The sequence below is a fragment of the Thermobacillus composti KWC4 genome (assembly GCF_000227705.2).
GTDB classification, from domain to species: domain Bacteria; phylum Bacillota; class Bacilli; order Paenibacillales; family Paenibacillaceae; genus Thermobacillus; species Thermobacillus xylanilyticus.
This window is the reverse complement of the sequence record NC_019897.1, coordinates 2,139,909-2,162,649: the sequence shown is the minus strand read 5'-3', so window position 1 is coordinate 2,162,649 and position 22,741 is coordinate 2,139,909. Positions and strand designations below refer to the sequence as shown.

Genomic DNA, 22,741 nt, shown 5'->3' with positions numbered 1-22,741 from the left:
CTTATCAATCGGCTTATCTCCCGACGCAAATCGGATGCGCTCGCTTGATCAGGACGGCGCGAGCCGCCGGAGGTGGATGGCGCGAGCCGTTTTACTTGAGGAAAGCAGGAAGGGGTGAGAGGACGATGATTCAACCGAAGACGTCCCGTCTGTCCAACGTCGAACTGTGGCAGCAGTGGAAAGAGCACCGCGATATCGAAGCGAAGAAGCAGTTGATCGAATACTATTTGCCGCTCGTGGAATATGTGTCGAACCGGATGGCGATCGGCCTGCCGAAGAATGTATCCAAGGACGATCTCACCAGCAACGGCGTCATGGGGCTGATCGATGCCATCGAGAAATTCGATCACCGGCGGGGGCTGCAATTCGAGACCTATGCTTCCTGGCGGATTCGGGGCGCCATGATTGACGGCCTCCGCCAGGGAGACTGGGTGCCCCGGTCCGTCCGCGAGAAAGCCAAGAAAATCGAAGAGGCGTACGCGCATCTGGAGCAGCAGCTTCTTCGTTCCGTCACCGACGCGGAAGTGAGCGCCTACCTGAACGTGTCGGAACGGGAGTTTCAGCAGATGCTGCAGGAGATTGCGGTGACGACGGTCTGTTCGCTCGAAGATCCGATCCGCGAAGAAGAGTCGGAGACGCGGCTGTCCATGCTGGTGGATGAGAAGGCGAAAAATCCGGACTACAAAGTGCAAGAACATTTCCTGAAGGAGACGCTCATCAAAGGCATCGAACGGTTGACGGAGAAGGAGCGCATCGTCATCTCGCTGTTTTATTATGAAGAGCTTTCGCTGAGCGAAATCGCCGAAGTGATGTCGCTTTCGCCTTCACGCATATCCCAGCTGCATTCGAAAGCCATTTTGCGTCTGCGGGGGGCGCTCGACAAGCAGAAGAAGCAGCTGCTCGAGAACTGATCTTCAGATGGGAGTGATCATTATGGAGCCGTCCGACCTGGAATCGGCGATCGGCGTGACGATCTCGCCGGACAACCTGTCCGCCGTCCTTTACTTTCACAAGGCGGTGGACAACTTCAGGTGCACAGCTGAACAATTGGATGAATATCTGCGCAGCCGCGGCATTGTATTAGGCATTCGGCGCGATGTTCTCGAGAGCATCGCATGCAATCCGAAAGCCTATTTTTACAGCCAGACCGTCGTTGCTGCCGGGCATCCGCCGATTGACGGCAAGGACGGCATGATCCGGCTCGTCATCGATCTGGACGAGGATGAGCGCAAGCCCGCCGAACTCGAGGACGGCACCGTCGATTTCAAGGAACTGACGAAGATCCGGAACGTGAAGAAAGGCCAGCTCATTGCCGAACGCGTGCCGGCGGAACCGGGAATTCCGGGCAAAGCGGTGAACGGCGAAGCGATCCCGGCGAAGAACGGCAAGGAAGCCCGCTTTCGCGTAGGGAAGAACGTCGTGGTCAATGCCGAACAGACCGCGATGTACGCCGCCATCGACGGCATGGTGGCCAAGACGGAGCGGGAGAAGATCAACGTCTTTCCTGTCTACGAAGTGAACGGCGACGTGGACTACAAGACGGGCAACATCGATTTTGTCGGCACCGTTGTCATCCGCGGCAACGTACTGACCGGTTTTCGCGTCAAGGCGGGAGGCGACATCCGCATCAACGGCGGCGTGGAAGGCGCCGAGATCGAAGCGGAAGGTTCCGTCGAGATTACGGGCGGCATCATGGCCGGTAACAAGGGGGCCGTCAAAGCCGGCAGAAATGTGAGATGTTCCTTCATCCAGGACGGCAATGTGTTCGCCGGCGAAGACATCATCGTATCGCAGAGCATCATGCACTCCAACATCCGGGCGGCGCGCAGCGTCATCTGCTATGGAGCCAAAGGGCTGATCGTCGGCGGATCGATTCAGGCCGGCGAGAAAGTGAGAGCCAGAACGATCGGCAATACGCTGTCCACGGCAACGACGATCGAAGTCGGAGTCGCGCCGGAACTTCGGTACGAGCTGAATCAGCTGCGGACGCAGCAGCGCCAGCAAAGCGAAAATCTCGACAAGACCAACAAGGCGCTCGCCCTGCTTGACCAGATGGCGGCCGCCGGACAGCTCACCGGCGAGAAACTGCTCATGCGGTCGAAGCTCGCGATGACGAAGCGTCAGACGATGGAAGAGATCGAAATCGTGAAAGAGCGGATTCTCGAAATCGAGAAACTGCTGGAAGATACGGAGAACGCGCGCGTTGAAGTCATCAACACCATTTACGGCGGCACGAAGATTGTCATCGGCCGGTACACCCGTTTCGTGAAAGAGCCTTGTTCGCGCGTCTATTTCAAGTTCGCAGACGGCGAAATCACCATGCTGCCGCTGTACTGATGCAAGGCCGGCTGCACTTGTGGCAAGGACGATCCGGATGAATGGAGGGCATGGCGATGCCGTTCAAACCGATCGACTTTCAAATCGCAATCCCGCGCACACCCGAGGTTTCGGGCTATTACGGCAATCAGCTTGCAAGGCCGGCGGCCGAACAGCAGATGCTGGCAGCGCAAAGTGAAAAAGAGACGGAACGGATGCGGCAGACAAGCGCCGCGCCGGAAGAAACCGAGAACCGTCCGATCCGTGACGGCCAGCCCAGGCAGCAGGGAGGCAGCCGGCGGCAGCAGCAGGGGAAGAGCAGGCCGGATGAACCTCGCCCGCCGAAGGATGCTCCGCATCCGTACAAAGGAAAGCATATCGATATTTCGTTCTGAACGATGATTGCGGGGGATTGAATGTGGATCCATGGCAGCTGATTGTGCTGCTCGGGGCCGTCATCGCGGCGGCCGCGTTCCTGATGCCGCGCCGCAATGCCGGCTCCAGGCCCGACGAAGCAAGCGCCGTGCAGTTGCAGACGGCGCTTGAGCAATTCATGGAGACGATGGAAGCGGACAACCGGGAGATTGCCGAATCGATCGCCGGCATGCAGAAGCGCAACCGGGAAGAAAATGCGGACCGGGACGAGCGGATCGCCGCGCTTGAACGACGCGCGGCCGAACTGGAGGAACGGGTGAGCCGGACCGAGCGCAGACTGGAAGAACGGATCGAAGGGCTTCGGCCCGGCGCGCCGGCCGAGCCGGCGCCGGCGGTTGACGCGCAGGCCGCGGAGACGGAAACGGAAGGCGGCGAGGAGCAGCAAGACCGGGACGAACCGACGATCCGCAGCCGGTACGCCGAACTGTTCGCCCTGCATGATCAAGGCAAGTCCGTTGACGCCATCGCCCGGCAGACCGGCATGAACAAAGGCGAAGTGATGCTGATTCTGCAGTTCGCGAAGCAGGAGGAAGAACGGCATGGTTGACAAGCGGTCCTTGCTCCTCGGACTCGGGATCGGACTCATCGCAGGCGCTGTGCTGCTGCAGCTCATGCTGGCCGGAAGGGAGCAGTCCGAACGGCTGGCGGATATCGGCAGGCTCACCGGAGAAGACGCGCTCTACACGCAGTCCGAACTCGACGCGCGCATTGCGGAAGCGGAAGCGCGGGTGCGGCGGGAATACGAGCAGGCGGCGGTCGTCGCCGGAGAAGCGGATGCGGGAATAACGGATGACACCCCGGCGGCCGACGGAACGAACGACAGCGGTGCTTCATCCGCGGGCGAAAGCGGCGAATCGCCCTCGGCCGAAAGCGGCGAACCGTCCGCGAATGTCGGAGAGCAGACCGGTGAAGCGGAGGCCGGGAATACGGACGAAGGTGTGAACGCTAACATTAAGATTCGCATCAAGCCGGGCATGACGCTCACGGAGACGGCCGGTCTATTGGAATCGAAGGGCGTCATTGACGACGCGGATGCGCTGATGGAATTGATGGCCCGCATGAGCACCAGGATCAGGGCCGGCTACTATACGTTTACCGGCAACGAGACGCTGGAAGAGGTGCGGACGATCATCACGAGCCGGCCTTCGGATTGACGCCGGCTGCGCTGGCCTTTGCCTTGCACCCCCGCACAAGATATGGTATAGTATTTGACGGTGTCCAGAACACACGTCGATCAATTCCGTCAATGGTGCTTCCCGGCGGGAAGTTTTGGCGGAAGATGCGATTGGCGGAGGATTATGAACCACAGAGGAGGTGTTGTGAAGATGGCGGTTATCTCCATGAAGCAGCTTCTTGAAGCCGGGGTTCACTTCGGCCACCAGACGCGCCGGTGGAACCCGAAGATGGAGAAATACATCTTCACGGAACGGAACGGGATTTACATCATCGACCTGCAGAAGACGGTCAAGAAAGTCGAGGAAGCCTACAACTTCGTCCGTGAAGTCGCGGCAAGCGGCGGCAAGATTCTGTTCGTCGGCACGAAGAAGCAGGCGCAGGATTCGGTTCGGGAAGAAGCGGAACGCTGCGGCCATTTCTACGTCAACCAACGTTGGCTCGGCGGCACGCTGACGAACTTCCAGACGATCCAGAAGCGGATTGACCGTCTGCGCGAGCTTGAGAAGATGGAAGAGGACGGCACGTTCGAAGTGTTGCCGAAGAAGGAAGTCATCCTGCTCCGCAAGGAGAAGGAGCGGCTTGAGAAGTTCCTCGGCGGGATCAAGGGCATGCGCAGCCTTCCGAGCGCGTTGTTCGTCATCGATCCGCGCAAGGAGCGCATCGCGGTAGCCGAAGCGCGCAAGCTCGGCATTCCGATTGTCGGCATCGTCGACACGAACTGCGATCCGGATGAGATCGATTATGTCATCCCGGGCAACGACGACGCGATCCGCGCGGTCAAACTGCTGACCTCGAAGATGGCGGATGCGATCGTGGAAGCGAATCAAGGGGAAGAGACGTCCGCTTGACGTCGAGGCCATGGACCCGGCAGCAAGGGCGGTTGGAAGGTGCAAACCTCTCGCCGCCCTTTTTGTAAGAACATAAGCGTTTATAAGCGTAAGCTTGTAATCGGCTTATCCACCGCAACACGGCTTGCGCCGTCCTCCCGGGCAGGCGCGTCCGTTTTGCTTGCAACCAAATTTCGGCGCCGACACGGCGCTTCATGAAGCATCGAAAATCGGGAGGGTTCACCATATGGCGATATCTGCAGCAGAAGTGAAAGAACTGCGCGAAAAGACGGGCGCAGGCATGCTGGATTGCAAGAAGGCGCTGGAAGAAGCGAACGGCGACATGACCCGCGCCGCGGAAATTCTGCGCGAGAAAGGTCTGGCCGCAGCGGCGAAGAAAGCTGGCCGGATCGCGACGGAAGGCGTTGTCGAATCGTACATCCACGGCGGCGGCCGGATCGGCGTGCTCGTCGAGGTGAACTGCGAGACGGACTTCGTCGGCAAGACGGAACAATTCCGCGAATTCGTACGCGACATCGCGATGCACATCGCGGCTTCCAATCCGAAGTATGTGCGCCGCGAGGAAGTGCCGCAGGAAGAACTGGACAAGGAACGCGAAATCCTGCGCACGCAGGCGCTCAATGAAGGGAAACCGGAGAAAGTCGTCGAGAAGATCGTTGAAGGCCGGATCAGCAAGTACTTCGAAGAGAACTGCCTGCTGGAGCAGCCGTTCGTGAAAGATCCGGACAAGACGGTGCAGGAACTGCTGAACGAGAAGATCAGCACGATCGGCGAAAATATTTCGATCCGCCGCTTCGCCCGCTTCGAACTCGGCGAAGGTCTTGAGAAGAAACAAGACAATTTCGTCGAAGAAGTCATGGCTCAGGTGAAGAAGTAATTCTTTTCAAGCGACGGCGGGGCGGACGGTCCGCTCCGCCGTCGCTCTATTCCCAACACAGACAGCCTCAGCCAGAGGTGCAAGATGGAGGTAATCCCATTGGAGCGACCGAGATTTAAACGGATCGTGCTGAAGGTAAGCGGAGAATCGCTCGCCGGACAGACAGGATACGGCATCGATGCCGGCATGGTCTCGTCGATCGCGGAACAGGTCAAGGAAGTCGTCGAGATGAACGTGGAAGTCGCGATCGTCGTCGGCGGAGGCAACATCTGGCGCGGCATCGCGGGTTCGGCGAAGGGAATTGACCGCGCAACCGCGGACTACATGGGCATGCTTGCAACCGTGATGAATTCGCTTGCCCTTCAGGATGCGCTCGAACAAATCGGCGTCCCGACGCGCGTGCAGACTTCGATCGCGATGCAGCAGATCGCGGAGCCTTACATTCGGCGCCGGGCGATCCGCCACCTGGAGAAAGGACGCGTCGTCATCTTCGCGGCCGGGACGGGGAACCCGTTCTTCTCCACCGACACGACGGCCGCGCTGCGTGCGGCGGAGATCGAGGCGGAAGTCATCCTGATGGCCAAGAACAAGGTTGACGGCGTTTATTCGGCCGATCCGTTCAAAGATGCGAACGCCCGGAAGTACGACGAGCTTACGTATCTGGATGTGCTGAACCAGAATCTGGGCGTCATGGATTCGACGGCATCGTCGCTCTGCATGGATAACAATATTCCGCTCATCGTCTTCTCGATTACGGAGAAAGGAAACATCAAGCGGGTTGTCATGGGCGAGAAAATCGGAACGATCGTGAAAGGGAGTGTGAAATAATGCCGCAAACGATCAAGAAGAATGCCGAAGAACGAATGGACAAGGCGATCGCCGCGCTGCGCCGGGATCTTGCGACGTTGCGCGCGGGACGGGCTACGCCTGCCATGCTTGACCGCATTCTGGTGGACTACTATGGTGCTCCCACTCCGGTCAACCAGCTGGCGACGATCAATACGCCCGATGCGCGTACGCTGGTCATCCAGCCGTGGGACAAATCGGTGCTGGGCGAGATCGAGAAGGCGATCATGAAGTCCGAGCTCGGCCTGACGCCGGCAAACGACGGCTCGATCATCCGGCTCAGCGTGCCGCCGCTGACGGAAGAACGCCGGACCGATCTGGTGAAGCAGACGAAGAAATTCGGCGAAGAGGCGAAAGTGGCGATTCGCAACGTCCGCCGGGATGCGAATGACGACATCAAGAAACTGGAGAAAGGCGAACTGTCGGAAGACGAATCGCGCCGCCACCAGGAAGACATCCAGAAGCTGACGGACCGGTTCATTGCGGAAGTGGATCGCATCATCGCGGCCAAAGAGAAAGAAATCATGGAAGTGTAGTGCGGCTTAAGCAGCCCCTCCGGCAGGCGGGGCTGCTGAAGTTATGGGCGGCCTTGCGGCGGGCCGAAGACAGCCTGTGGGGAGGGTGCGCATGTTCGAGCGAATTCGCGGACGGATTGGATCGCGTTCGGTGGGGCCGGAAGCGCTGTGTCCGGACAATCTGCCGCAGCATGTGGCGATCATTATGGACGGGAACGGGCGATGGGCCAAAGAGCGGGGATTGCCGCGCGCGGCGGGGCACCGCTCCGGCATGAAAGCGGTCAAGCGTGCGGTTCGCGCGGCGAACCGGCTGGGCATACGTTTTCTGACGCTGTACGCGTTCTCCACCGAGAATTGGAAGCGGCCGAAAGCGGAGGTCGATTTCCTCATGCGACTCCCGCAGGAATTCCTCGCGATCGAGCTGGATGAACTGATCGAGAACAACGTCCAGGTCAGAATGATCGGCCAGCGCGAAGGTCTGCCGGCCCATACGCTCGAAGCGATCGATGAAGCGATCCGGCGGACGGCCGGCAACGCCGGCCTGGTGCTCAATTTCGCCCTCAACTACGGCAGCCGCAAGGAGATGCTGGAAGCTGTCCGCGCGCTTGCCCGCGAGGCGGCGGAAGGCCGGCTCGATCCCGAAGCGATCACCGAGTCCGATTTCGAATCGCGCCTGCAGACCTGCGGCATGCCGGAACCGGATCTGCTCATCCGGACGAGCGGAGAGCTGAGGATCAGCAACTTCATGATGTGGCAGCTCGCCTACAGTGAACTGTGGTTCACCGACATCTATTGGCCTGAGTTTACGGAAGCGCATTTCTACGAAGCGGTCGGCGAATACCAGCGCCGCACGCGCCGCTACGGCGGATTGTAGGATGGAGGCGTAAGCGGGAATGAAACAACGGATCGCCACCGGTCTCTTGGCCGGTCTGCTGTTTGCCGCGGCAGCCGTGCTCGGCGGATGGTACTATAACGTCCTGCTGTTGCTGCTTGCACTCATCGGTTTTTACGAATACGTACGGCTGAACGACATGAAGCTCGGCCATCCGCTCGTTCTTTGCGCTTACGCCGGTCTGGTCGTCATCGTCTTCCCGTGGGAGCAGGCCGGGCTTTCCGCCTTCCCGAACCAGAATGTTATCTGGCCGCTGGCGGCGCTGCTCCTCGCGATCACCGTGTTGACGAAGAACAAGGCGACGCTCGACGGAGCGGCGCTGCTCCTGATGGGCGCCGTCTACATCGGCTTCGGCTTCGCCGCCATGATCGATGTGCGGGATACCGAACCGAACGGCTTGTTCTGGACGGCGTTGGCGTTCGGCTGCATCTGGGCGTCGGACACCGGCGCGTATTTCGCGGGCAGATGGCTCGGCCGGACGAAGCTGTGGCCTGCCATCAGTCCGAACAAGACCGTCGAAGGCGCCGCCGGCGGCGTGCTGGCCGCGCTGGCTGTCGCGGCCGTCTTCGCGCTGGCCGCACCGGAATGGCTGTCCGTCGGCCGAGCCCTTGCCATCGGCCTCGCTGCATCGGTCGCCGGCCAGCTCGGCGATCTGATCCAGTCCGCGTACAAAAGGCTGCGGGGTGTGAAAGATACCGGCCGCCTTCTCCCCGGACACGGCGGCGTGCTCGACCGCTGCGACAGCTGGCTGATCGTCTTTCCGCTGCTCGTCCTGACCGGTCTCATTCCCCTGGCATAGCATGGCTTGTTGATCCCACATCGGACAATCGGATTTGGAGGACAGGATGAAGACGATCTCGATACTCGGATCGACCGGTTCGATCGGCACCCAGACGCTCGACGTCATCCGTCATGACCCCGAGCGATACCGCGTGGCGGCGCTCGCGGCGGGCGGGAACGTCGAGCTGCTCGTGCAGCAGGCGCTTGAATTCCGCCCCTCGGTCGTCAGCCTGGCGACGAAGGAGGCGGCGGAACGGGCGGCGTCGATGCTGCCGGACGGCATCCGGGTGCTGCATGGCGAGGAAGGGCTGATCGAAGCGGCGGCAGGCGCAGGTGCCGAACTGGTCGTAACGGCGCTTGTCGGCAGCCGCGGCATCCGTTCGACGATCGCCGCCATCGAAGCGGGAGCGGCCGTCGGCCTTGCCAACAAGGAAACGCTCGTGGCGGCGGGGCATCTCGTCACGAAGCTTGCGGAAGCGCGAGGCGTATCGATCCTGCCGGTGGACAGCGAACACTCCGCCATTTTCCAATGTTTAAACGGTGAGCGGCGCGCGGATGTAAAGAAGATTACGCTCACCGCATCCGGCGGCGCATTCCGCGACCGGACGCGCGCGGAACTGAAGGATGTGACGGTCGAACAGGCGCTGGCCCATCCGAATTGGGCGATGGGAGCGAAAATAACGGTCGATTCGGCTACGATGGCGAACAAGGGACTCGAAGTCATCGAAGCCCACTGGCTTTATTCCATGCCATATGAGCAGATTGACGTGCTGCTCCATCCGGAGAGCATCATCCACTCCATGGTCGAATTCACGGACAACAGCGTGATCGCCCAGCTGGGCGTGCCGGATATGCGCATTCCGATCCAGTATGCGCTCACCTGGCCGGAGCGGCGGCCTTCGCCTGCGCCCGCCCTCGATCTGGCGGCAATCGGACGGCTGCATTTCAGGCCGATGGATCTCGAGCGCTATCCGTGCCTGCGGATGGCGTACGAAGCGGGACGTGCCGGCGGCTCGGCGCCGATTGTCTTCAACGCCGCGAATGAGGCGGCGGTTGAACGGTTTCTGCGCGGCGAGATCGCGTTTCTCGAGATCGAGGATACGATCGCGGCGATGCTCGACCGTTTTCCGCCGGAACCGGTGGATACATACGAGGCGATTGCGGAATTGGATGCACGGGTGCGCAGGGAGGTAACGGCGCTGCGATAGCGTCGGATTGCCCGACTCCGAGGCTGCAGCGCCGGAAACCGTGTAACGGCGTTGTAGCAGCGGGTAGCTTGTGGCCGCTGCCTCAACGCCGGAACCGGATAACGGCGTTCCGTTAACTGCGATCGATCTTGGATCGCGGTCCGGCGCCGGGTCCGGTAACGGCGTTCCGTTAACTGCGATCGATCTTGGATAGCGGTCCGGCGCCGGGTCCGGTAACGGCACTGCGATAGCGTCGGTAATGTGAATACCACGTTACAACGTTGCCCGGAGCTGCGCTGAAGCGGCTGTAACGTGAATACCACGTTACAGCCTTGCCTGGAGCTGCGCCGAAGCGGTTGTAGCGTGAATACCACGTTACAACGTTGCCCGGAGCTGCGCTGAAGCGGCTGTAACGTGAATACCGCGTTACAGCGTTACTTGAGCCGTGTTCCGGTAGCTCCGCCAGCGGGGTGCCGCAAGCTGCTCTGATCGGCGCCGCTCGAGCGATCTGCCGCCGCTTACCGGCCGCATTCTGCACGGATGTGGCTTTGCAGGCTCAGCCACATCCGTACAGGCCGAGCGACCGTCAAGTTCTCTTGTTTCGTGCGGCGGAATAATGATAATCTATGTACAGGCCGTAACGAACGGAGGCTCCTTGCATGGAAATGGTTCAGGTCGTGCTGATGACCGTTCTCGTCTTCTTCGTGATCGTCTCGATCCACGAATGGGGACACTTTTTTTTCGCCAAGCGGGCGGGCATACTCGTGCGCGAGTTCGCAATCGGCTTCGGGCCGAAACTGTTGTCGTTCAAAAGGGGAGAGACCCGCTATACGCTGCGGCTGATCCCTGCGGGCGGTTTCGTCCGCATGGCGGGCGAGGATCCGGAAGTGATCGAAGCCCGGCCGGGCCAGACGATCGCGGTGAGCCTCAAGGACGGCGTCATCGACCGGATCTATCTCGACCGGCTTGAGCAGCGGACGAATGTCGTGCGCGGCGAGATCGACGCGATCGATCTCGAGCGCGAACTGAAGATCGTCCTGAACGCGGACGGTGTGCGGGAATCCTATGCGGTTCACCCGCAGGCGCTCGTCATCGCGCGCGGGCAGGAGACGCAGATCGCGCCGATTGACCGGCAGTTCGGCGGCAAGACGGTCGGACAGCGGGCGATGGCGATTTTCGCCGGCCCGATGATGAACATGATCCTGGCGTTCGTGCTGTTCATGGCGTATGTGCAGATGGTCGGCGTCCCGAAGGAGAACCCCGACCGGCTCATCGTGGGCGAAGTGATCAGCGATGAAGCGCCCGCAGCCAAGGCTGGCCTGAAAGCCGGTGACGAAATCATCAAGATCAACGGCGAGACGATCGGCACCGATTCGGAGAAAATGCTGCAGCTCATCGGCTCGTCCGTGGACAAACCGATGACCTGGGAGATCGTGCGCGACGGCAAGCCGATGACCATTACGGTAACCCCCGCGTACGACGAAGAGAGCGGCACCGGCAAGGTCGGCATTTTGACCGGCTATCCGATGCGGCGCGCGACGGTGGTTGAGACGGTGAAATTCGGCGTCTCCGCGATGAAGAACATGACGATCAACATTTTCGAAGGATTCAAAATGCTGGTGACCGGCAAATTCAATCTGGACGACCTCGGCGGACCGGTCCGGACCGCGCAGGTGACTGGCCAGATTGCGGCGCGGGGCATCGAGCAGCTGACGAGCTGGACGGCGATCCTGAGCCTCTATCTCGGTATTTTCAACCTGCTGCCGATTCCGGCGCTCGACGGCAGCCGCCTCATCTTCCTCGGACTTGAGGCGGTCCGCGGACGGCCGATTGATCCGAATCGGGAGAGCATGGTGCATTTCATCGGGTTCGCGATGCTGATGCTGCTCATGCTGGCCGTCACGTACAACGACATTCTGAATCTGATCCGCGGCTGAAGCGGATCAAGGTTCATGGCAGGAGGCGCTTATGTCGAAGGAGAAAGGGTTCGTAACCGAGATTACCCCCCAGAGCGAAGATTTCTCGCGCTGGTACATCGACGTCATCCGGAAAGCGGAACTGATGGATTATTCGCCGGTCAGGGGCTGCATCGTCTTCCGGCCGGACGGCTATGAACTGTGGGAGAACATTCAACGCGAGCTGGACCGCCGGTTCAAGGAAACCGGCCACCGGAACGCGTATTTCCCCGTATTCATCCCGGAAAGTTTCTTCCAGAAGGAGAAGGAGCACGTCGAAGGCTTCAATCCCGAGCTGCCGTGGGTGACGGAAGCGGGCGGCGAGAAGCTGGAGGAGCGGCTGGCGATCCGTCCGACGTCGGAGACGATGTTCGGCCACATGTACGCCAAGTGGATCAAGTCGTACCGTGACCTGCCGGTGCTGATCAACCAGTGGGCGAACGTCGTCCGGTGGGAGAAAAGAACGCTGCCTTTCCTCCGCACGAGCGAGTTTCTGTGGCAGGAAGGCCATACGGCGCACGAGAATGAAGAAGACGCGCGCGCAGAGACGATGCGCATGCTCGAAATTTACCGCGACTTCATCGAGAACTTCCTGGCGATTCCGGTCATCGCCGGCCAGAAGACGCCTTCCGAGAAATTCGCGGGCGCCGTCAACACCTATTCGGTCGAGGCGATGACGAAGGACGGCCGCGCGGTGCAGGCCGGCACCTCCCACTACCTCGGCACGAAATTCGCGGAAGCGTTCGACATTCAATATCTGGACCGGAACAATCAGCTTCAGTACGTTCATACGACGTCGTGGGGTGTATCAACGCGTCTCATCGGCAGCCTGATCATGGTCCACGGCGACGACCGCGGGCTCGTGCTGCCGCCGAAGGTCGCGCCGACCCAGGTCATCATGGTGCCGGTGGGTCCGCCGAAGACGCGCGAGCAGGTCATCGCGAAAGTGGACGAGCTGTACGCGCAGCTGAAAGCTGCGGGCGTGCGCGTGCGCGTCGACGACCGCGACGACGTCAGCCCGGGCTGGAAGTTCAACGAGTACGAAATGCGCGGCGTGCCGCTTCGCATCGAGCTCGGACCGCGGGACATGGAGAACGGCGTCGTCGTGCTCGCTCCGCGGGTCGGCGGCGAGAAGCGGACGGTGCCGCAGGACAAGCTCGTCGAGGAAGTCATCAAGGCGCTTGACGAGATCCACAACACGATGTTCGAGCTGGCGAAGAAGTTCCGGGAAGAGCACTCGCGTTCGGCGGATACACTGGACGAGCTCAAGGCATTCATGGAAGAGTCGCGCGGATTCGTCGAAGCCGGCTGGTGCGGCTCCGAAGCTTGCGAACGTCAGGTGAAGGACGAGACGGGCGCGACGAGCCGGAACATTCCGTTCGAACCGTCGTCGCGCAAGACGAAATGTCTGGTATGCGGCGAAGAAGCGGTGCATACCGTCGTGTTCGCACGCGCGTACTGATCGCCGGCGAACCGGCATTTCTTCAACAGCTGAGCGGACGCGCCTTCCGGGAGGATGGCGCCATCTGTTTTTCTTAAGGAACGGGAGAGGATGGGGAATGAACCGTACCGACGGCAGACGCGAGAAACTCGGGCTTCTGCTTGAGAAAATCGGCTTGACCGGCGAGGAAGCCGCTTCGGATTTCGCCGACGGCCTGCTCGACCGCGTGGAAGTGTCCGCCGCCAGCAGACGGTGGACGTTCTTCATCCGGAAAAAGTCCGTGCTGCCGGCCAGGCAGTACAGCCTGCTGGTCAGCCGTGCGCGCGAAACGTTCGGCCCGATAGCCGACGTCGAATTTGTGCTCGAATATGATCCGGAGACGGATACGGATCAGGTGCTGCGCGCCCATTGGGACAATTTCGTGGAATGGGCGGCGAGCGAGAACGTCTCCGTCAACGGCTGGCTTGGCAAGGCCGGCATCGAGACGGACGGCGGGCGGCTGACGGTCGTCCTGCTTGACGAGATGGGGCTGGAGCTGGCGCGCAAACGGAAAATCGACGAGGCGGCCGTACGGTTCTTCGAGCGGAGGTTCAGGCGCTCCTGCAAGGTCAAACTGATGGCCGGCGACTCGGGCCGCGGCGAATACGAGCGGTTCCTGCAGGAACGCGAGCAGGCCGACCGCGAGCTCGTGCAGGCGTTGATGCAGAGCGCCGCCGCGGCCGCTCCGCCGGAACGTCCGGCGGCGGAACGGCTGGTGTACGGTTACGAAGTCCGCGATGAGCCGGTGCCCATCTCGAACATCACGGAAGAAGAGAAGAGAATCACGGTACAGGGGACCGTATTCGGCCTCGAGACGCGGGAACTGCGGAACGGCAATACGCTGTACACGTTCAACGTCACGGACTACACCGACTCGATCATGATGAAGGTGTTCGCGAAGTCGAAGGACGATGCCGCCGTGCTCAGTCTGCTCAAGGACGGCATGTGGATCCGCGCCCGCGGCCGCGTCGAGTACGACAAGTTCATGGCCGAGCCGGAGCTCGTCATGATGCCGAACGACCTGCACGAAGTGCCGGCTCCTCCGGAGCGGATGGATACGGCGGAGCAGAAGCGCGTCGAATTCCACCTGCATACGACGATGAGCCAGATGGACGCCGTGACGCCGGTTGACGCTTACATCAAGACGGCCGCGAAATGGGGCCATCCGGCGATCGCCATCTCGGACCATGCGAACGTGCATTGTTATCCGGAGGCGTTCAAGGCGGCGAAGAAGCACAATATGAAGGTCATCTTCGGCGTCGAGGCGAACGTCGTGGACGACCAGGTGGAGATCGTCCTCAATCCGCGGGAGGAGCCCCTCGCTTCGGCGGAATACGTCGTGTTCGACATCGAGACGACCGGTCTTTCGATCTTGAACAGCAAGATCATCGAGCTTGCGGGCGTCAAGATGCGGGACGGCAAGGTGACGGGCAAGTTCGAGACGTTCATCAATCCGCATGAGCCGATTCCGTACAATATCCAGCAGCTCACCAACATTACGGATGACATGGTGAAGGACGCGCCCGAGCTGGAACCGAAGCTGCGCGAATTCGTCGAGTTCGTCGGCGACGCGGTGCTCGTGGCCCACAATGCGCGGTTCGACATCGGTTTCATCCAGGCAAACTGCAAGGCGATCGGCCTGCCGGAACTGCCGAATCCGGTGCTCGATACGCTGGAGATGGCGCGGATGCTTCATCCGACGCTGAAGAACCACCGGCTCAATACGCTGGCTGAGAAATACAAGGTCAGCCTCGAGAACCACCACCGCGCGGTGGACGACGCGGCGGCGCTGGGCGGCATCCTGTTCGGCCTGATCGCCGACGCGAAACAGCGGGGCATCGAAGGGCTCCATCAGCTGAACGACCACGCCGGCAAAGACCTGTCGAACGCCCGCCCGTTCCATTGCGGGGTCTACGCGCTGAATGCGAAGGGCAAGAAGAACCTGTTCAAGCTCATTTCCCTCTCGCATACCGAATATTTCAACAAGGTAGCCTGCATGCCGAAGTCGAAGCTGAACGAGATGCGCGACGGGCTGCTCATCCTGTCCGGATGCGAGAAGGGCGAGTTTTTCGAGACGGTGCTCAACAAGACGGTGGAAGAGGCGGAGGAAGTCGCGCAATTTTACGACGTGCTGGAGATCCAGCCGATCGATTTTTACATGCACCTGGTGGAAAAAGGGCTCGTACAGAGCCGTGCTGAAATCGAACAGGCGATCCGGCGCGTCTGCGAGATCGGGGAGCGGCTGGGCAAACCGGTCATCGCGACGGGTAACGTCCATTACCTGCACCCGCGCGACAAAATTTTCCGCGACATTACGATCCACGGCATCACGGGCTACAGCCCGCTCAAAGAGCAGCGCAAGCCGGACGCCCACTTCCGCACGACGGACGAGATGCTGCAGGAATTCGCGTTCCTCGGCGAGGAGAAGGCGTACGAAGTCGTCGTGAAGAATACGGTGGAGCTGGCGGAACGGTTCGAGACGTACGACATGTTCCCGGACAAGCTGTTCACGCCGATCATCGAAGGCGCCGACCAGGAAATCCGGGAGAAATGCTACGCCTTCGCCAAGGACATGTACGGCGATCCGCTGCCGCAGGTGGTCGTCGACCGGCTGGAGAAAGAACTGAACCCGATCATCAAGTACGGCTTCTCGGCGAACTACCTGATCTCGGCCGCGCTCGTGAAGAAGTCGAACGAGGACGGCTATCTGGTCGGTTCCCGCGGCTCTGTCGGTTCGTCGGTCGTCGCGACGTTCCTCGGCATTTCCGAGGTCAACCCGCTGCCGGCGCATTACATATGCAAGAACAAGGCGTGCAAGCACAGCGAATGGTTCCTTGACGGCAGCGTGCCGAGCGGCTTCGACCTGCCGGACAAGAACTGCCCGAAGTGCGGACAGCCGATGAAGGGCGAGGGACAGGACATTCCGTTCGAAACGTTCCTCGGCTTCAAGGGCGACAAGGTGCCGGATATCGACCTGAACTTCTCCGGCGAATACCAGCCGCACGCGCACAACTTCACGAAGGTCATGTTCGGTGAGAAAAACGTGTTCCGCGCCGGCACGATCAGCACGGTGGCGGAGAAGACGGCGTACGGATTCGCGAAGAAATACGAGGAAGACCACGGGAAGAAATGGCGCAGCGCCGAATTGAAGCGGCTGGCGATGGGCTGTACCGGCGTCAAGCGCTCGACCGGCCAGCACCCCGGCGGCATCGTCGTCGTCCCGGACTACATCGAAGTCGAAGACGTGACGCCGGTCCAGTATCCGGCGGATGACACGAGCGCCGAATGGCAGACGACCCATTTCGACTACCACGCCTTCGAGGCGAATCTGCTCAAGCTCGACATTCTCGGCCACGACGATCCGACGATGATGCGGATGCTGCAGGATCTGACGGGCATCGATCCGACGACGATTCCGATGAACGATCCGAAGGTGATGAGCCTGTTCAGCTCGACGGAGGCGCTCGGCGTCACGCCGGAGCAGATCAAGACGCCGGTTGCGACCTACGGCGTGCCCGAGATGGGGACGAAGTTCGTCCGGCAGATGCTGAGCGAGGCGAAGCCGACGTCGTTCGCCGACCTGCTCCAGATTTCCGGCCTGTCGCACGGCACCGGCGTCTGGCTCGGCAATGCGCAGGAACTGATCAAGAGCGGCACCTGTACGATCAAGACGGTCATCGGCTGCCGCGACGACATCATGCTGTACCTGATCTACAAGGCGGGCATGGATGCCGGGCTGGCGTTCAAGATTACCGAAAGCGTGCGGAAGGGCAAGGGGCTCACGCCGGAATGGATCGAGGAAATGCGCAAGTGCGGCGTCCCCGAATGGTACATCGATTCCTGTCTCAAGATCGAGTACATGTTCCCGAAGGCGCACGCCGCCGCTTACGTCATCTCGGCCGTGCGGACCGCCTATTTCAAGCTGTACCATCCGATCGAGTTCTATGCCGCCTACTTCTCGGTGCGGTGCGAAGACTTCGAGCTCGAGACGCTGTGCCAGGGATACGACGCCATTCTGCGCCGGCTCAACGAGATCGAGGAGAAGGGCTTGAACGTGACGACGAAGGAGAAGAACAGCGTGTCGATTCTCGAGATGGCGCTCGAGATGACGGCCCGCGGCTTCGTCTTCAAGCCGATCGATCTGTACCGCTCGGACGCGGTGAAATTCAAGATCGACGGCAACGCCCTCATCCCGCCGTTCGCAGCCATCAGCGGCATCGGCGAGAACGCGGCGCGCAACATCGCGGCCGCGCGCGACGAGGGGCCGTTCCTCTCGATCGAGGACTTCCAGACGCGTTCGCGCGCGACGAAGACGATTGTCGAACAGCTTGCCGCCATGGGATGCTTCCGCGGACTGCCGGAGACGAACCAGTTGTCGTTGTTCTGAGGCGAATCTGCATTTGCGCAGACAGTTGTCATGCTCATCCGACTGTGCTATAATTTTTCCGGTAATGTTGTAACTGAAGGTTCGCCGACGACAAAGAGTGGGGAAACCCACTCTTTACGTTTTGTCTGCGGATATTGAAGCGTACCGGGAGGAATCGAGAGGTGGCGGCAAATCGTGCCCAGATTGAATCCGTTGTCGAGCAACTGGTGAAGCCGTATCTGGAAGAGAACGGTTTCGAGCTTGTCGACATCGAATATGTGAAAGAAGGCGGCAGCCGGTTTCTGCGCGTCTTCGCGGACAAGGAAGGCGGCATCGACATCGACGATTGCGGGCGGATCAGCGAGTGGCTCAGCGCGCGGCTCGACGAACTCGATCCGATTCCGGAAGCCTATTTCCTGGAGGTTTCGTCGCCCGGAGCCGAGCGGCCGCTGAAGAAGCCGGAAGACATGGCGAAAGCGGTGGGCCGGCACGTGTTCGTGACGACCTACGAGCCGATCGACGGCATGAAGGAATTCGAAGGGCGGCTCGTCTCGTTCGAGGACGGCACGGCCGTCGTCGAAATCGGCAAGAAGCGCCACGCGCTGCCCTGGGCGAAAATCGCCTCGGCGCGCCTGGCCATCGTATTCGAATAATCCCGCAATCAGTCGAGAGGAGGAATCCAGTTCCCATGAACATCGATTTTATCGAAGCGTTGGCGGAGATCGAGCGGGAGAAGGGCATCTCGAAGGATGTGCTGCTCGAGGCGATCGAGGCTGCGCTCATTTCGAGCTACAAGCGCAATTTCAACACGGCGCAGAACGTGCGCGTCGACATCAACCGCAATACCGGCGTCATCAAGGTGTACGCGCGCAAGACGGTCGTCGAGGAGGTGCTGGACCCGCGGCTCGAGATCTCGCTCGACGCCGCCCGGGAGATCAATCCGCATTACCAGCTCGACGACATCGCGGAGATCGAAGTGACGCCGCGGGATTTCGGCCGCATCGCGGCCCAGACGGCGAAGCAGGTCGTCACGCAGCGCATTCGCGAGGCTGAACGCGGTCTTATCTATGATGCTTACATCGACAAGGAAGAAGACATCGTCAACGGCATCGTGCAGCGCCAGGACGCGCGCAACCTGTACGTCGATCTCGGCAAGGTGGAAGCGGTGCTGCCGCTGACCGAGCTGATGCCGAACGACAAATTCAAGCACGGCGACCGGGTCAAATCGTACATCACGAGGGTCGAAAACACGACGAAAGGTCCGCAGATCATCCTGTCGCGGACGCATCCCGGGCTGCTCAAGCGGCTGTTCGAACTGGAAGTGCCCGAGATCTACGACGGTATCGTCGAGATCCGCTCCGTCGCGCGGGAGGCCGGGTTCCGTTCGAAGATCGCGGTCCATTCGCGCAATCCGGAGGTCGATCCGGTCGGCGCGTGCGTCGGACCGAAGGGCATGCGCGTCCAGACGATCGTGAACGAGCTGAAAGGCGAGAAAATCGACATCGTCCGCTGGTCGGAAAATGTGGAGGAGTTCGTCGCCAACGCGCTCAGCCCGTCCAAAGTGCTCGAAGTGATCGTCTACGAGCAGGAGCGGGTTGCGCGGGTGATCGTGCCGGATTACCAGCTTTCGCTCGCGATCGGCATCAAGGGCCAGAACGCGCGGCTGGCGGCGAAGCTGACCGGCTGGAAGATCGACATCAAGAGCGAGTCGCAGGCAGAAGTTGAATTCGACCGTCCGAGATCGCAAGGCGAGGCCATGCACCAGGATTCCGTATCCTACGACGGTTGAGCAGGCATCGCCTGAAGGGCATGGAGGGGGTTACCGAACATGAAGCAGCGCAAAGTGCCGCTTCGCAAATGCGTCGCCTGCCAGGAAATGAAGCCGAAGCGGAGTCTGATCCGCATCGTGCGTTCTCCGGAAGGCGAAGTTTCGATTGATCTGACCGGCAAGAAATCGGGACGCGGCGCTTACCTTTGCGGACAAACGTCGTGCTTCAGACTGGCGAAGAAGAGCAAGGCATTCGATCGGGCGCTCGCCGTCTCCGTCGACCCGGAGATCTATGACCGTCTCGAACAGGATTTCATCCGGGTGGAAGATGAATTCCAGGCAGCCGGCGCCCGTGAAGAAGATGCGTGATCCGGCCCGGGCGCTGAACGCGCTCGGCATGGCCGCGCGGGCGGGCAAGCTGGCTTCGGGCGACGAGACGGTGCTGCGCGCAATCCGCAGCGGGAAAGCGAAGCTCGTCGTCGTGGCGGCCGACGCGTCGGACAAGGCGAAGAAGAAGTACGGGGACAAATGCAGGGCTTACGGTGTGAGGCGCATCGAGGCGTTCGACCGCCGGACGCTTGGCGCCGCCATCGGCAAGGCGGAACGCGTCGTCGTTGCCGTGCTGGATGCGGGGCTGGCGGCGCTCGTCGCGGACCGGCTCGGCGAACTATCGGAGGTGGAAGATATTGAGTAAACAGGAGAACAAGGACAAACTTCGCGTATATGAATATGCCAAATCCCAAAACATGAGCAGCAAGGAGATCCTGACCATATTGAAACGGCTCGGCCTGCAAGTCAACAATCATATGAGCGTCATGGAAGACCACATGGTGGAGAAAGTGGAAGGTTTCTTCCGCAGCATCAAGGAGAACGCGGCGGCGAAGCGGGCGCAGCAGGAACTGCAGGCTGCTCAGCAGCGGCAGGCGAAGGCGCAGGAAGCGCCGCGGCAGCAAGGTGCGCCGTCCGCGAACCGGCCGGCGACGGTGAACGCGGCGCCGCAGACGAATGCGGCCGGCGCGCAGCGCCGCGGCGACCGCCCGCAGAGCGGCCAGAACGCTCAGGGCGGCGGCCGGAGCGACCGTCCGCAAGCCGGTCAGGGTGAACGACGGGGCGACCGTCCGCAGGGGGGACGGAACGATCGCCCGCAAGGAGGTCGTCCGCAAGGCGGGCAGGGTGATCGCCGCGGCGACCGCCCGCAGAGCGGCCAGGCTCATGGCGGAGGCCGGAACGACCGTCCGCAAGGCGGCCGGAACGACCGTCCGCAAGGCGGCCGGGGCGATCGTCCGCAGGGCGGCCGTCCGCAAGGCGGTGGCGGCATGCGCGGCGGCGCGGGCGGCGGTTTCCGCGGCGCGGCGCTGGCACCGGCGGCACCGCCGCAACCCGACCGGAAGAAGGGCTCGGGCAAAGACAAGGACAAGGATCGCCGCAACAAGAACGGCGAGAACAGCCGGAAATTCGAAGAGCCGCGCGGCGGCTTCAAGGGCAAGCTGAATGCCGGCAAGGGCGGCAAGAAAGGTCAGGAACGCCGCGAGAAGGTCGACAACACGCCGAAAAAGATCATCGTCCGCGGCGAAATGACCGTCGGCGAACTGGCGAAACTGTTGCACAAGGACGTCTCCGACGTTATCAAGAAGCTGATGTTCCTCGGCGTGCTCGCGACGATCAACCAGGTGCTCGATCTCGACGCCATCCAGCTCGTCGCCGGCGAATACGGCGTCGAAGTCGAGATCAAGCTGCCGGTGGACGAAGACGCCTTCGAGACGGTTGAAGAACAGGACGACCCGGCGGATCTGAAACCGCGTCCTCCGGTCGTCACGATCATGGGCCACGTCGACCACGGGAAGACGACGCTGCTTGACGCAATCCGCCATACGAACGTGACGAGCGGCGAAGCGGGCGGCATTACGCAGCACATCGGCGCTTATCAGGTGGAAGTGAATGGCAAGAAGATCACCTTCCTCGACACGCCGGGCCACGAAGCGTTCACGACGATGCGCGCCCGCGGCGCGCAGGTGACCGACATCACCGTGCTCGTCGTCGCTGCGGACGACGGCGTCATGCCGCAGACGGTCGAAGCGATCAACCACGCGAAAGCGGCGAACGTGCCGATCATCGTCGCGGTGAACAAGATCGACAAGCCGACCGCCAACCCGGACCGGATCATGCAGGAGCTGACCGAGTACGGCCTGGTGCCGGAAGCATGGGGCGGCGACACGATCTACGTCAACATTTCGGCGAAACAGCGGATCAACCTGGAAGAGCTGCTCGAGATGATCCTGCTCGTCGCGGAAGTGAACGACTACAAGGCCAACCCGGACAAACGGGCGCGCGGCACCGTCATCGAGGCGGAACTCGACAAGGGCAAAGGTCCGGTCGCGCGGGTGCTCGTCCAGCACGGCACGCTCCATGTCGGCGACGCCTTCGTGGCGGGCAACTGCTTCGGCCGCGTCCGGGCGATGGTGAACGACCGCGGCCGCCGGCTCAAGGAAGCGGGGCCGTCGACGCCGGTCGAGATCACGGGTCTGACGGAAGTGCCGCAAGCCGGCGATCCGTTCATGGTGTTCGAAGACGAGCGCAAGGCGCGCGCCATCGCGGAGCGTCGCGCCGCCAAGGCGCGCGAGTCCGAACGCGGCGCGAACGCCCGCGTAACGCTGGATGATCTGTACAAGCAGATCAAGGAAGGCGAGATCAAGGATCTGAACGTCATCATCAAAGCGGATGTTCAGGGCTCCGTCGAGGCGCTCAAAGGCTCGCTGCTCAAGATCGACGTCGAAGGCGTGCGGGTGAAGATCATTCACTCCGGCGTCGGCGCCATAACCGAATCGGACGTCGCGCTCGCATCCGCGTCGAACGCGATCATCATCGGCTTCAACGTCCGGCCTGAGACGCAGGCGAAAGCGACCGCCGAACAGGAAGGCGTCGACATCCGGCTGCATAACATCATCTACAACGTGACGGACGAGATCGAACAGGCCATGAAAGGCATGCTCGATCCGGTCGTCCGCGAAGTTGTCATCGGCCACGCGGAAGTGCGGAACGTGTTCCGGGTCAGCAAGGTCGGCACGATTGCAGGCTGCATGGTGACGTCGGGCAAGATCACCCGGACGGCCGAAGCGCGGCTTATCCGCGACGGCATCGTCGTCCACCAGGGCAAGATCGGCTCGCTCAAACGGTTCAAGGACGACGTCCGCGAAGTGGCGCAAGGGTACGAGTGCGGCCTGATGATCGACGGCGTGAGCGACATTCAGGAAGGCGACACGATCGAAGCGTACGTGATGGAAACCGTTGAGAGGTGATCGA

At 61.3% G+C, this 22,741-nt stretch carries 20 protein-coding genes; all 20 read left to right on the top strand.

All coding sequences use genetic code 11. The annotated features are described in order from the left end of the window. Positions 1–125: 125 nt before the first annotated feature. Entirely contained in the window at positions 126–911 is a 786-nt protein-coding gene (locus THECO_RS10110) for a FliA/WhiG family RNA polymerase sigma factor (protein WP_015254943.1), read from the top strand. 22 nt (positions 912–933) lie between these two features. Further along, on the top strand, positions 934–2,337 hold the full coding sequence (locus THECO_RS10105; RefSeq protein WP_015254942.1) for a DUF342 domain-containing protein: 1,404 nt from the start codon (positions 934–936) through the stop codon (positions 2,335–2,337). A gap of 56 nt (positions 2,338–2,393) precedes the next feature. Continuing rightward, a complete protein-coding gene (locus THECO_RS10100) occupies positions 2,394–2,711 on the top strand; it encodes a hypothetical protein (RefSeq protein ID WP_015254941.1) in 318 nt (105 codons plus the stop codon). 23 nt (positions 2,712–2,734) lie between these two features. Then, positions 2,735–3,298, top strand: a complete 564-nt coding sequence (locus THECO_RS10095) for a hypothetical protein (RefSeq protein WP_015254940.1) — start codon at positions 2,735–2,737, stop codon at positions 3,296–3,298. Further along, a complete protein-coding gene (locus tag THECO_RS10090) occupies positions 3,291–3,905 on the top strand; it encodes a periplasmic solute-binding protein (RefSeq protein WP_015254939.1) in 615 nt (204 codons plus the stop codon). The genes THECO_RS10095 and THECO_RS10090 overlap by 8 nt, the downstream gene beginning before the upstream one ends. 171 nt (positions 3,906–4,076) lie before the next feature. After that, positions 4,077–4,775 (top strand): 30S ribosomal protein S2, encoded by a 699-nt coding sequence (gene rpsB / locus THECO_RS10085; protein WP_015254938.1) that lies wholly within the window; start codon positions 4,077–4,079, stop codon positions 4,773–4,775. A gap of 226 nt (positions 4,776–5,001) precedes the next feature. After that, positions 5,002–5,652: a translation elongation factor Ts gene (gene tsf / locus THECO_RS10080; protein WP_015254937.1), complete on the top strand. Its 651-nt coding sequence runs from the start codon at positions 5,002–5,004 to the stop codon at positions 5,650–5,652. A 99-nt stretch (positions 5,653–5,751) separates the two neighbouring features. Next, positions 5,752–6,480: a UMP kinase gene (gene pyrH / locus THECO_RS10075; RefSeq protein ID WP_015254936.1), complete on the top strand. Its 729-nt coding sequence runs from the start codon at positions 5,752–5,754 to the stop codon at positions 6,478–6,480. Next, a complete protein-coding gene (gene frr, locus THECO_RS10070; RefSeq protein WP_015254935.1) occupies positions 6,480–7,034 on the top strand; it encodes a ribosome recycling factor in 555 nt (184 codons plus the stop codon). The genes pyrH and frr overlap by 1 nt, the downstream gene beginning before the upstream one ends. Positions 7,035–7,125: 91 nt before the next feature. Then, entirely contained in the window at positions 7,126–7,887 is a 762-nt protein-coding gene (locus THECO_RS10065; protein ID WP_015254934.1) for an isoprenyl transferase, read from the top strand. A 19-nt stretch (positions 7,888–7,906) separates the two neighbouring features. Further along, positions 7,907–8,704: a phosphatidate cytidylyltransferase gene (locus THECO_RS10060; RefSeq protein WP_015254933.1), complete on the top strand. Its 798-nt coding sequence runs from the start codon at positions 7,907–7,909 to the stop codon at positions 8,702–8,704. Positions 8,705–8,750: 46 nt separating this feature from the next. Next, on the top strand, positions 8,751–9,893 hold the full coding sequence (locus THECO_RS10055; protein WP_015254932.1) for a 1-deoxy-D-xylulose-5-phosphate reductoisomerase: 1,143 nt from the start codon (positions 8,751–8,753) through the stop codon (positions 9,891–9,893). 638 nt (positions 9,894–10,531) lie between these two features. Continuing rightward, a complete protein-coding gene (gene rseP, locus THECO_RS10050) occupies positions 10,532–11,809 on the top strand; it encodes an RIP metalloprotease RseP (RefSeq protein ID WP_015254931.1) in 1,278 nt (425 codons plus the stop codon). Between the two features lie 31 nt (positions 11,810–11,840). Then, positions 11,841–13,289, top strand: a complete 1,449-nt coding sequence (gene proS / locus THECO_RS10045; RefSeq protein ID WP_015254930.1) for a proline--tRNA ligase — start codon at positions 11,841–11,843, stop codon at positions 13,287–13,289. Positions 13,290–13,386: 97 nt separating this feature from the next. After that, positions 13,387–17,694 (top strand): PolC-type DNA polymerase III, encoded by a 4,308-nt coding sequence (locus THECO_RS10040; RefSeq protein WP_015254929.1) that lies wholly within the window; start codon positions 13,387–13,389, stop codon positions 17,692–17,694. A gap of 161 nt (positions 17,695–17,855) precedes the next feature. Then, entirely contained in the window at positions 17,856–18,326 is a 471-nt protein-coding gene (gene rimP, locus THECO_RS10035; protein ID WP_015254928.1) for a ribosome maturation factor RimP, read from the top strand. Between the two features lie 35 nt (positions 18,327–18,361). Next, positions 18,362–19,462 (top strand): transcription termination factor NusA, encoded by a 1,101-nt coding sequence (nusA, locus tag THECO_RS10030; protein ID WP_015254927.1) that lies wholly within the window; start codon positions 18,362–18,364, stop codon positions 19,460–19,462. Positions 19,463–19,501: 39 nt separating this feature from the next. Continuing rightward, a complete protein-coding gene (gene rnpM / locus THECO_RS10025) occupies positions 19,502–19,810 on the top strand; it encodes an RNase P modulator RnpM (RefSeq protein WP_015254926.1) in 309 nt (102 codons plus the stop codon). Next, positions 19,803–20,135, top strand: coding sequence for a L7Ae/L30e/S12e/Gadd45 family ribosomal protein (locus THECO_RS10020; RefSeq protein ID WP_157373709.1), 333 nt, complete (start codon positions 19,803–19,805; stop codon positions 20,133–20,135). The genes rnpM and THECO_RS10020 overlap by 8 nt, the downstream gene beginning before the upstream one ends. Continuing rightward, a complete protein-coding gene (infB, locus tag THECO_RS10015) occupies positions 20,128–22,737 on the top strand; it encodes a translation initiation factor IF-2 (protein WP_015254924.1) in 2,610 nt (869 codons plus the stop codon). The genes THECO_RS10020 and infB overlap by 8 nt, the downstream gene beginning before the upstream one ends. The last annotated feature ends 4 nt before the right edge of the window (positions 22,738–22,741 follow it).

Coding starts and splice junctions, on each gene's coding strand:
- THECO_RS10110 (WP_015254943.1), top strand. CDS start 126: ATGATTCAACCGAAGACGTCCCGTCTGTCCAACGTCGAACTGTGGCAG.
- THECO_RS10105 (WP_015254942.1), top strand. CDS start 934: ATGGAGCCGTCCGACCTGGAATCGGCGATCGGCGTGACGATCTCGCCG.
- THECO_RS10100 (WP_015254941.1), top strand. CDS start 2,394: ATGCCGTTCAAACCGATCGACTTTCAAATCGCAATCCCGCGCACACCC.
- THECO_RS10090 (WP_015254939.1), top strand. CDS start 3,291: ATGGTTGACAAGCGGTCCTTGCTCCTCGGACTCGGGATCGGACTCATC.
- rpsB (WP_015254938.1), top strand. CDS start 4,077: ATGGCGGTTATCTCCATGAAGCAGCTTCTTGAAGCCGGGGTTCACTTC.
- tsf (WP_015254937.1), top strand. CDS start 5,002: ATGGCGATATCTGCAGCAGAAGTGAAAGAACTGCGCGAAAAGACGGGC.
- frr (WP_015254935.1), top strand. CDS start 6,480: ATGCCGCAAACGATCAAGAAGAATGCCGAAGAACGAATGGACAAGGCG.
- THECO_RS10065 (WP_015254934.1), top strand. CDS start 7,126: ATGTTCGAGCGAATTCGCGGACGGATTGGATCGCGTTCGGTGGGGCCG.
- THECO_RS10060 (WP_015254933.1), top strand. CDS start 7,907: ATGAAACAACGGATCGCCACCGGTCTCTTGGCCGGTCTGCTGTTTGCC.
- THECO_RS10055 (WP_015254932.1), top strand. CDS start 8,751: ATGAAGACGATCTCGATACTCGGATCGACCGGTTCGATCGGCACCCAG.
- rseP (WP_015254931.1), top strand. CDS start 10,532: ATGGAAATGGTTCAGGTCGTGCTGATGACCGTTCTCGTCTTCTTCGTG.
- proS (WP_015254930.1), top strand. CDS start 11,841: ATGTCGAAGGAGAAAGGGTTCGTAACCGAGATTACCCCCCAGAGCGAA.
- THECO_RS10040 (WP_015254929.1), top strand. CDS start 13,387: ATGAACCGTACCGACGGCAGACGCGAGAAACTCGGGCTTCTGCTTGAG.
- nusA (WP_015254927.1), top strand. CDS start 18,362: ATGAACATCGATTTTATCGAAGCGTTGGCGGAGATCGAGCGGGAGAAG.
- rnpM (WP_015254926.1), top strand. CDS start 19,502: ATGAAGCAGCGCAAAGTGCCGCTTCGCAAATGCGTCGCCTGCCAGGAA.
- THECO_RS10020 (WP_157373709.1), top strand. CDS start 19,803: ATGCGTGATCCGGCCCGGGCGCTGAACGCGCTCGGCATGGCCGCGCGG.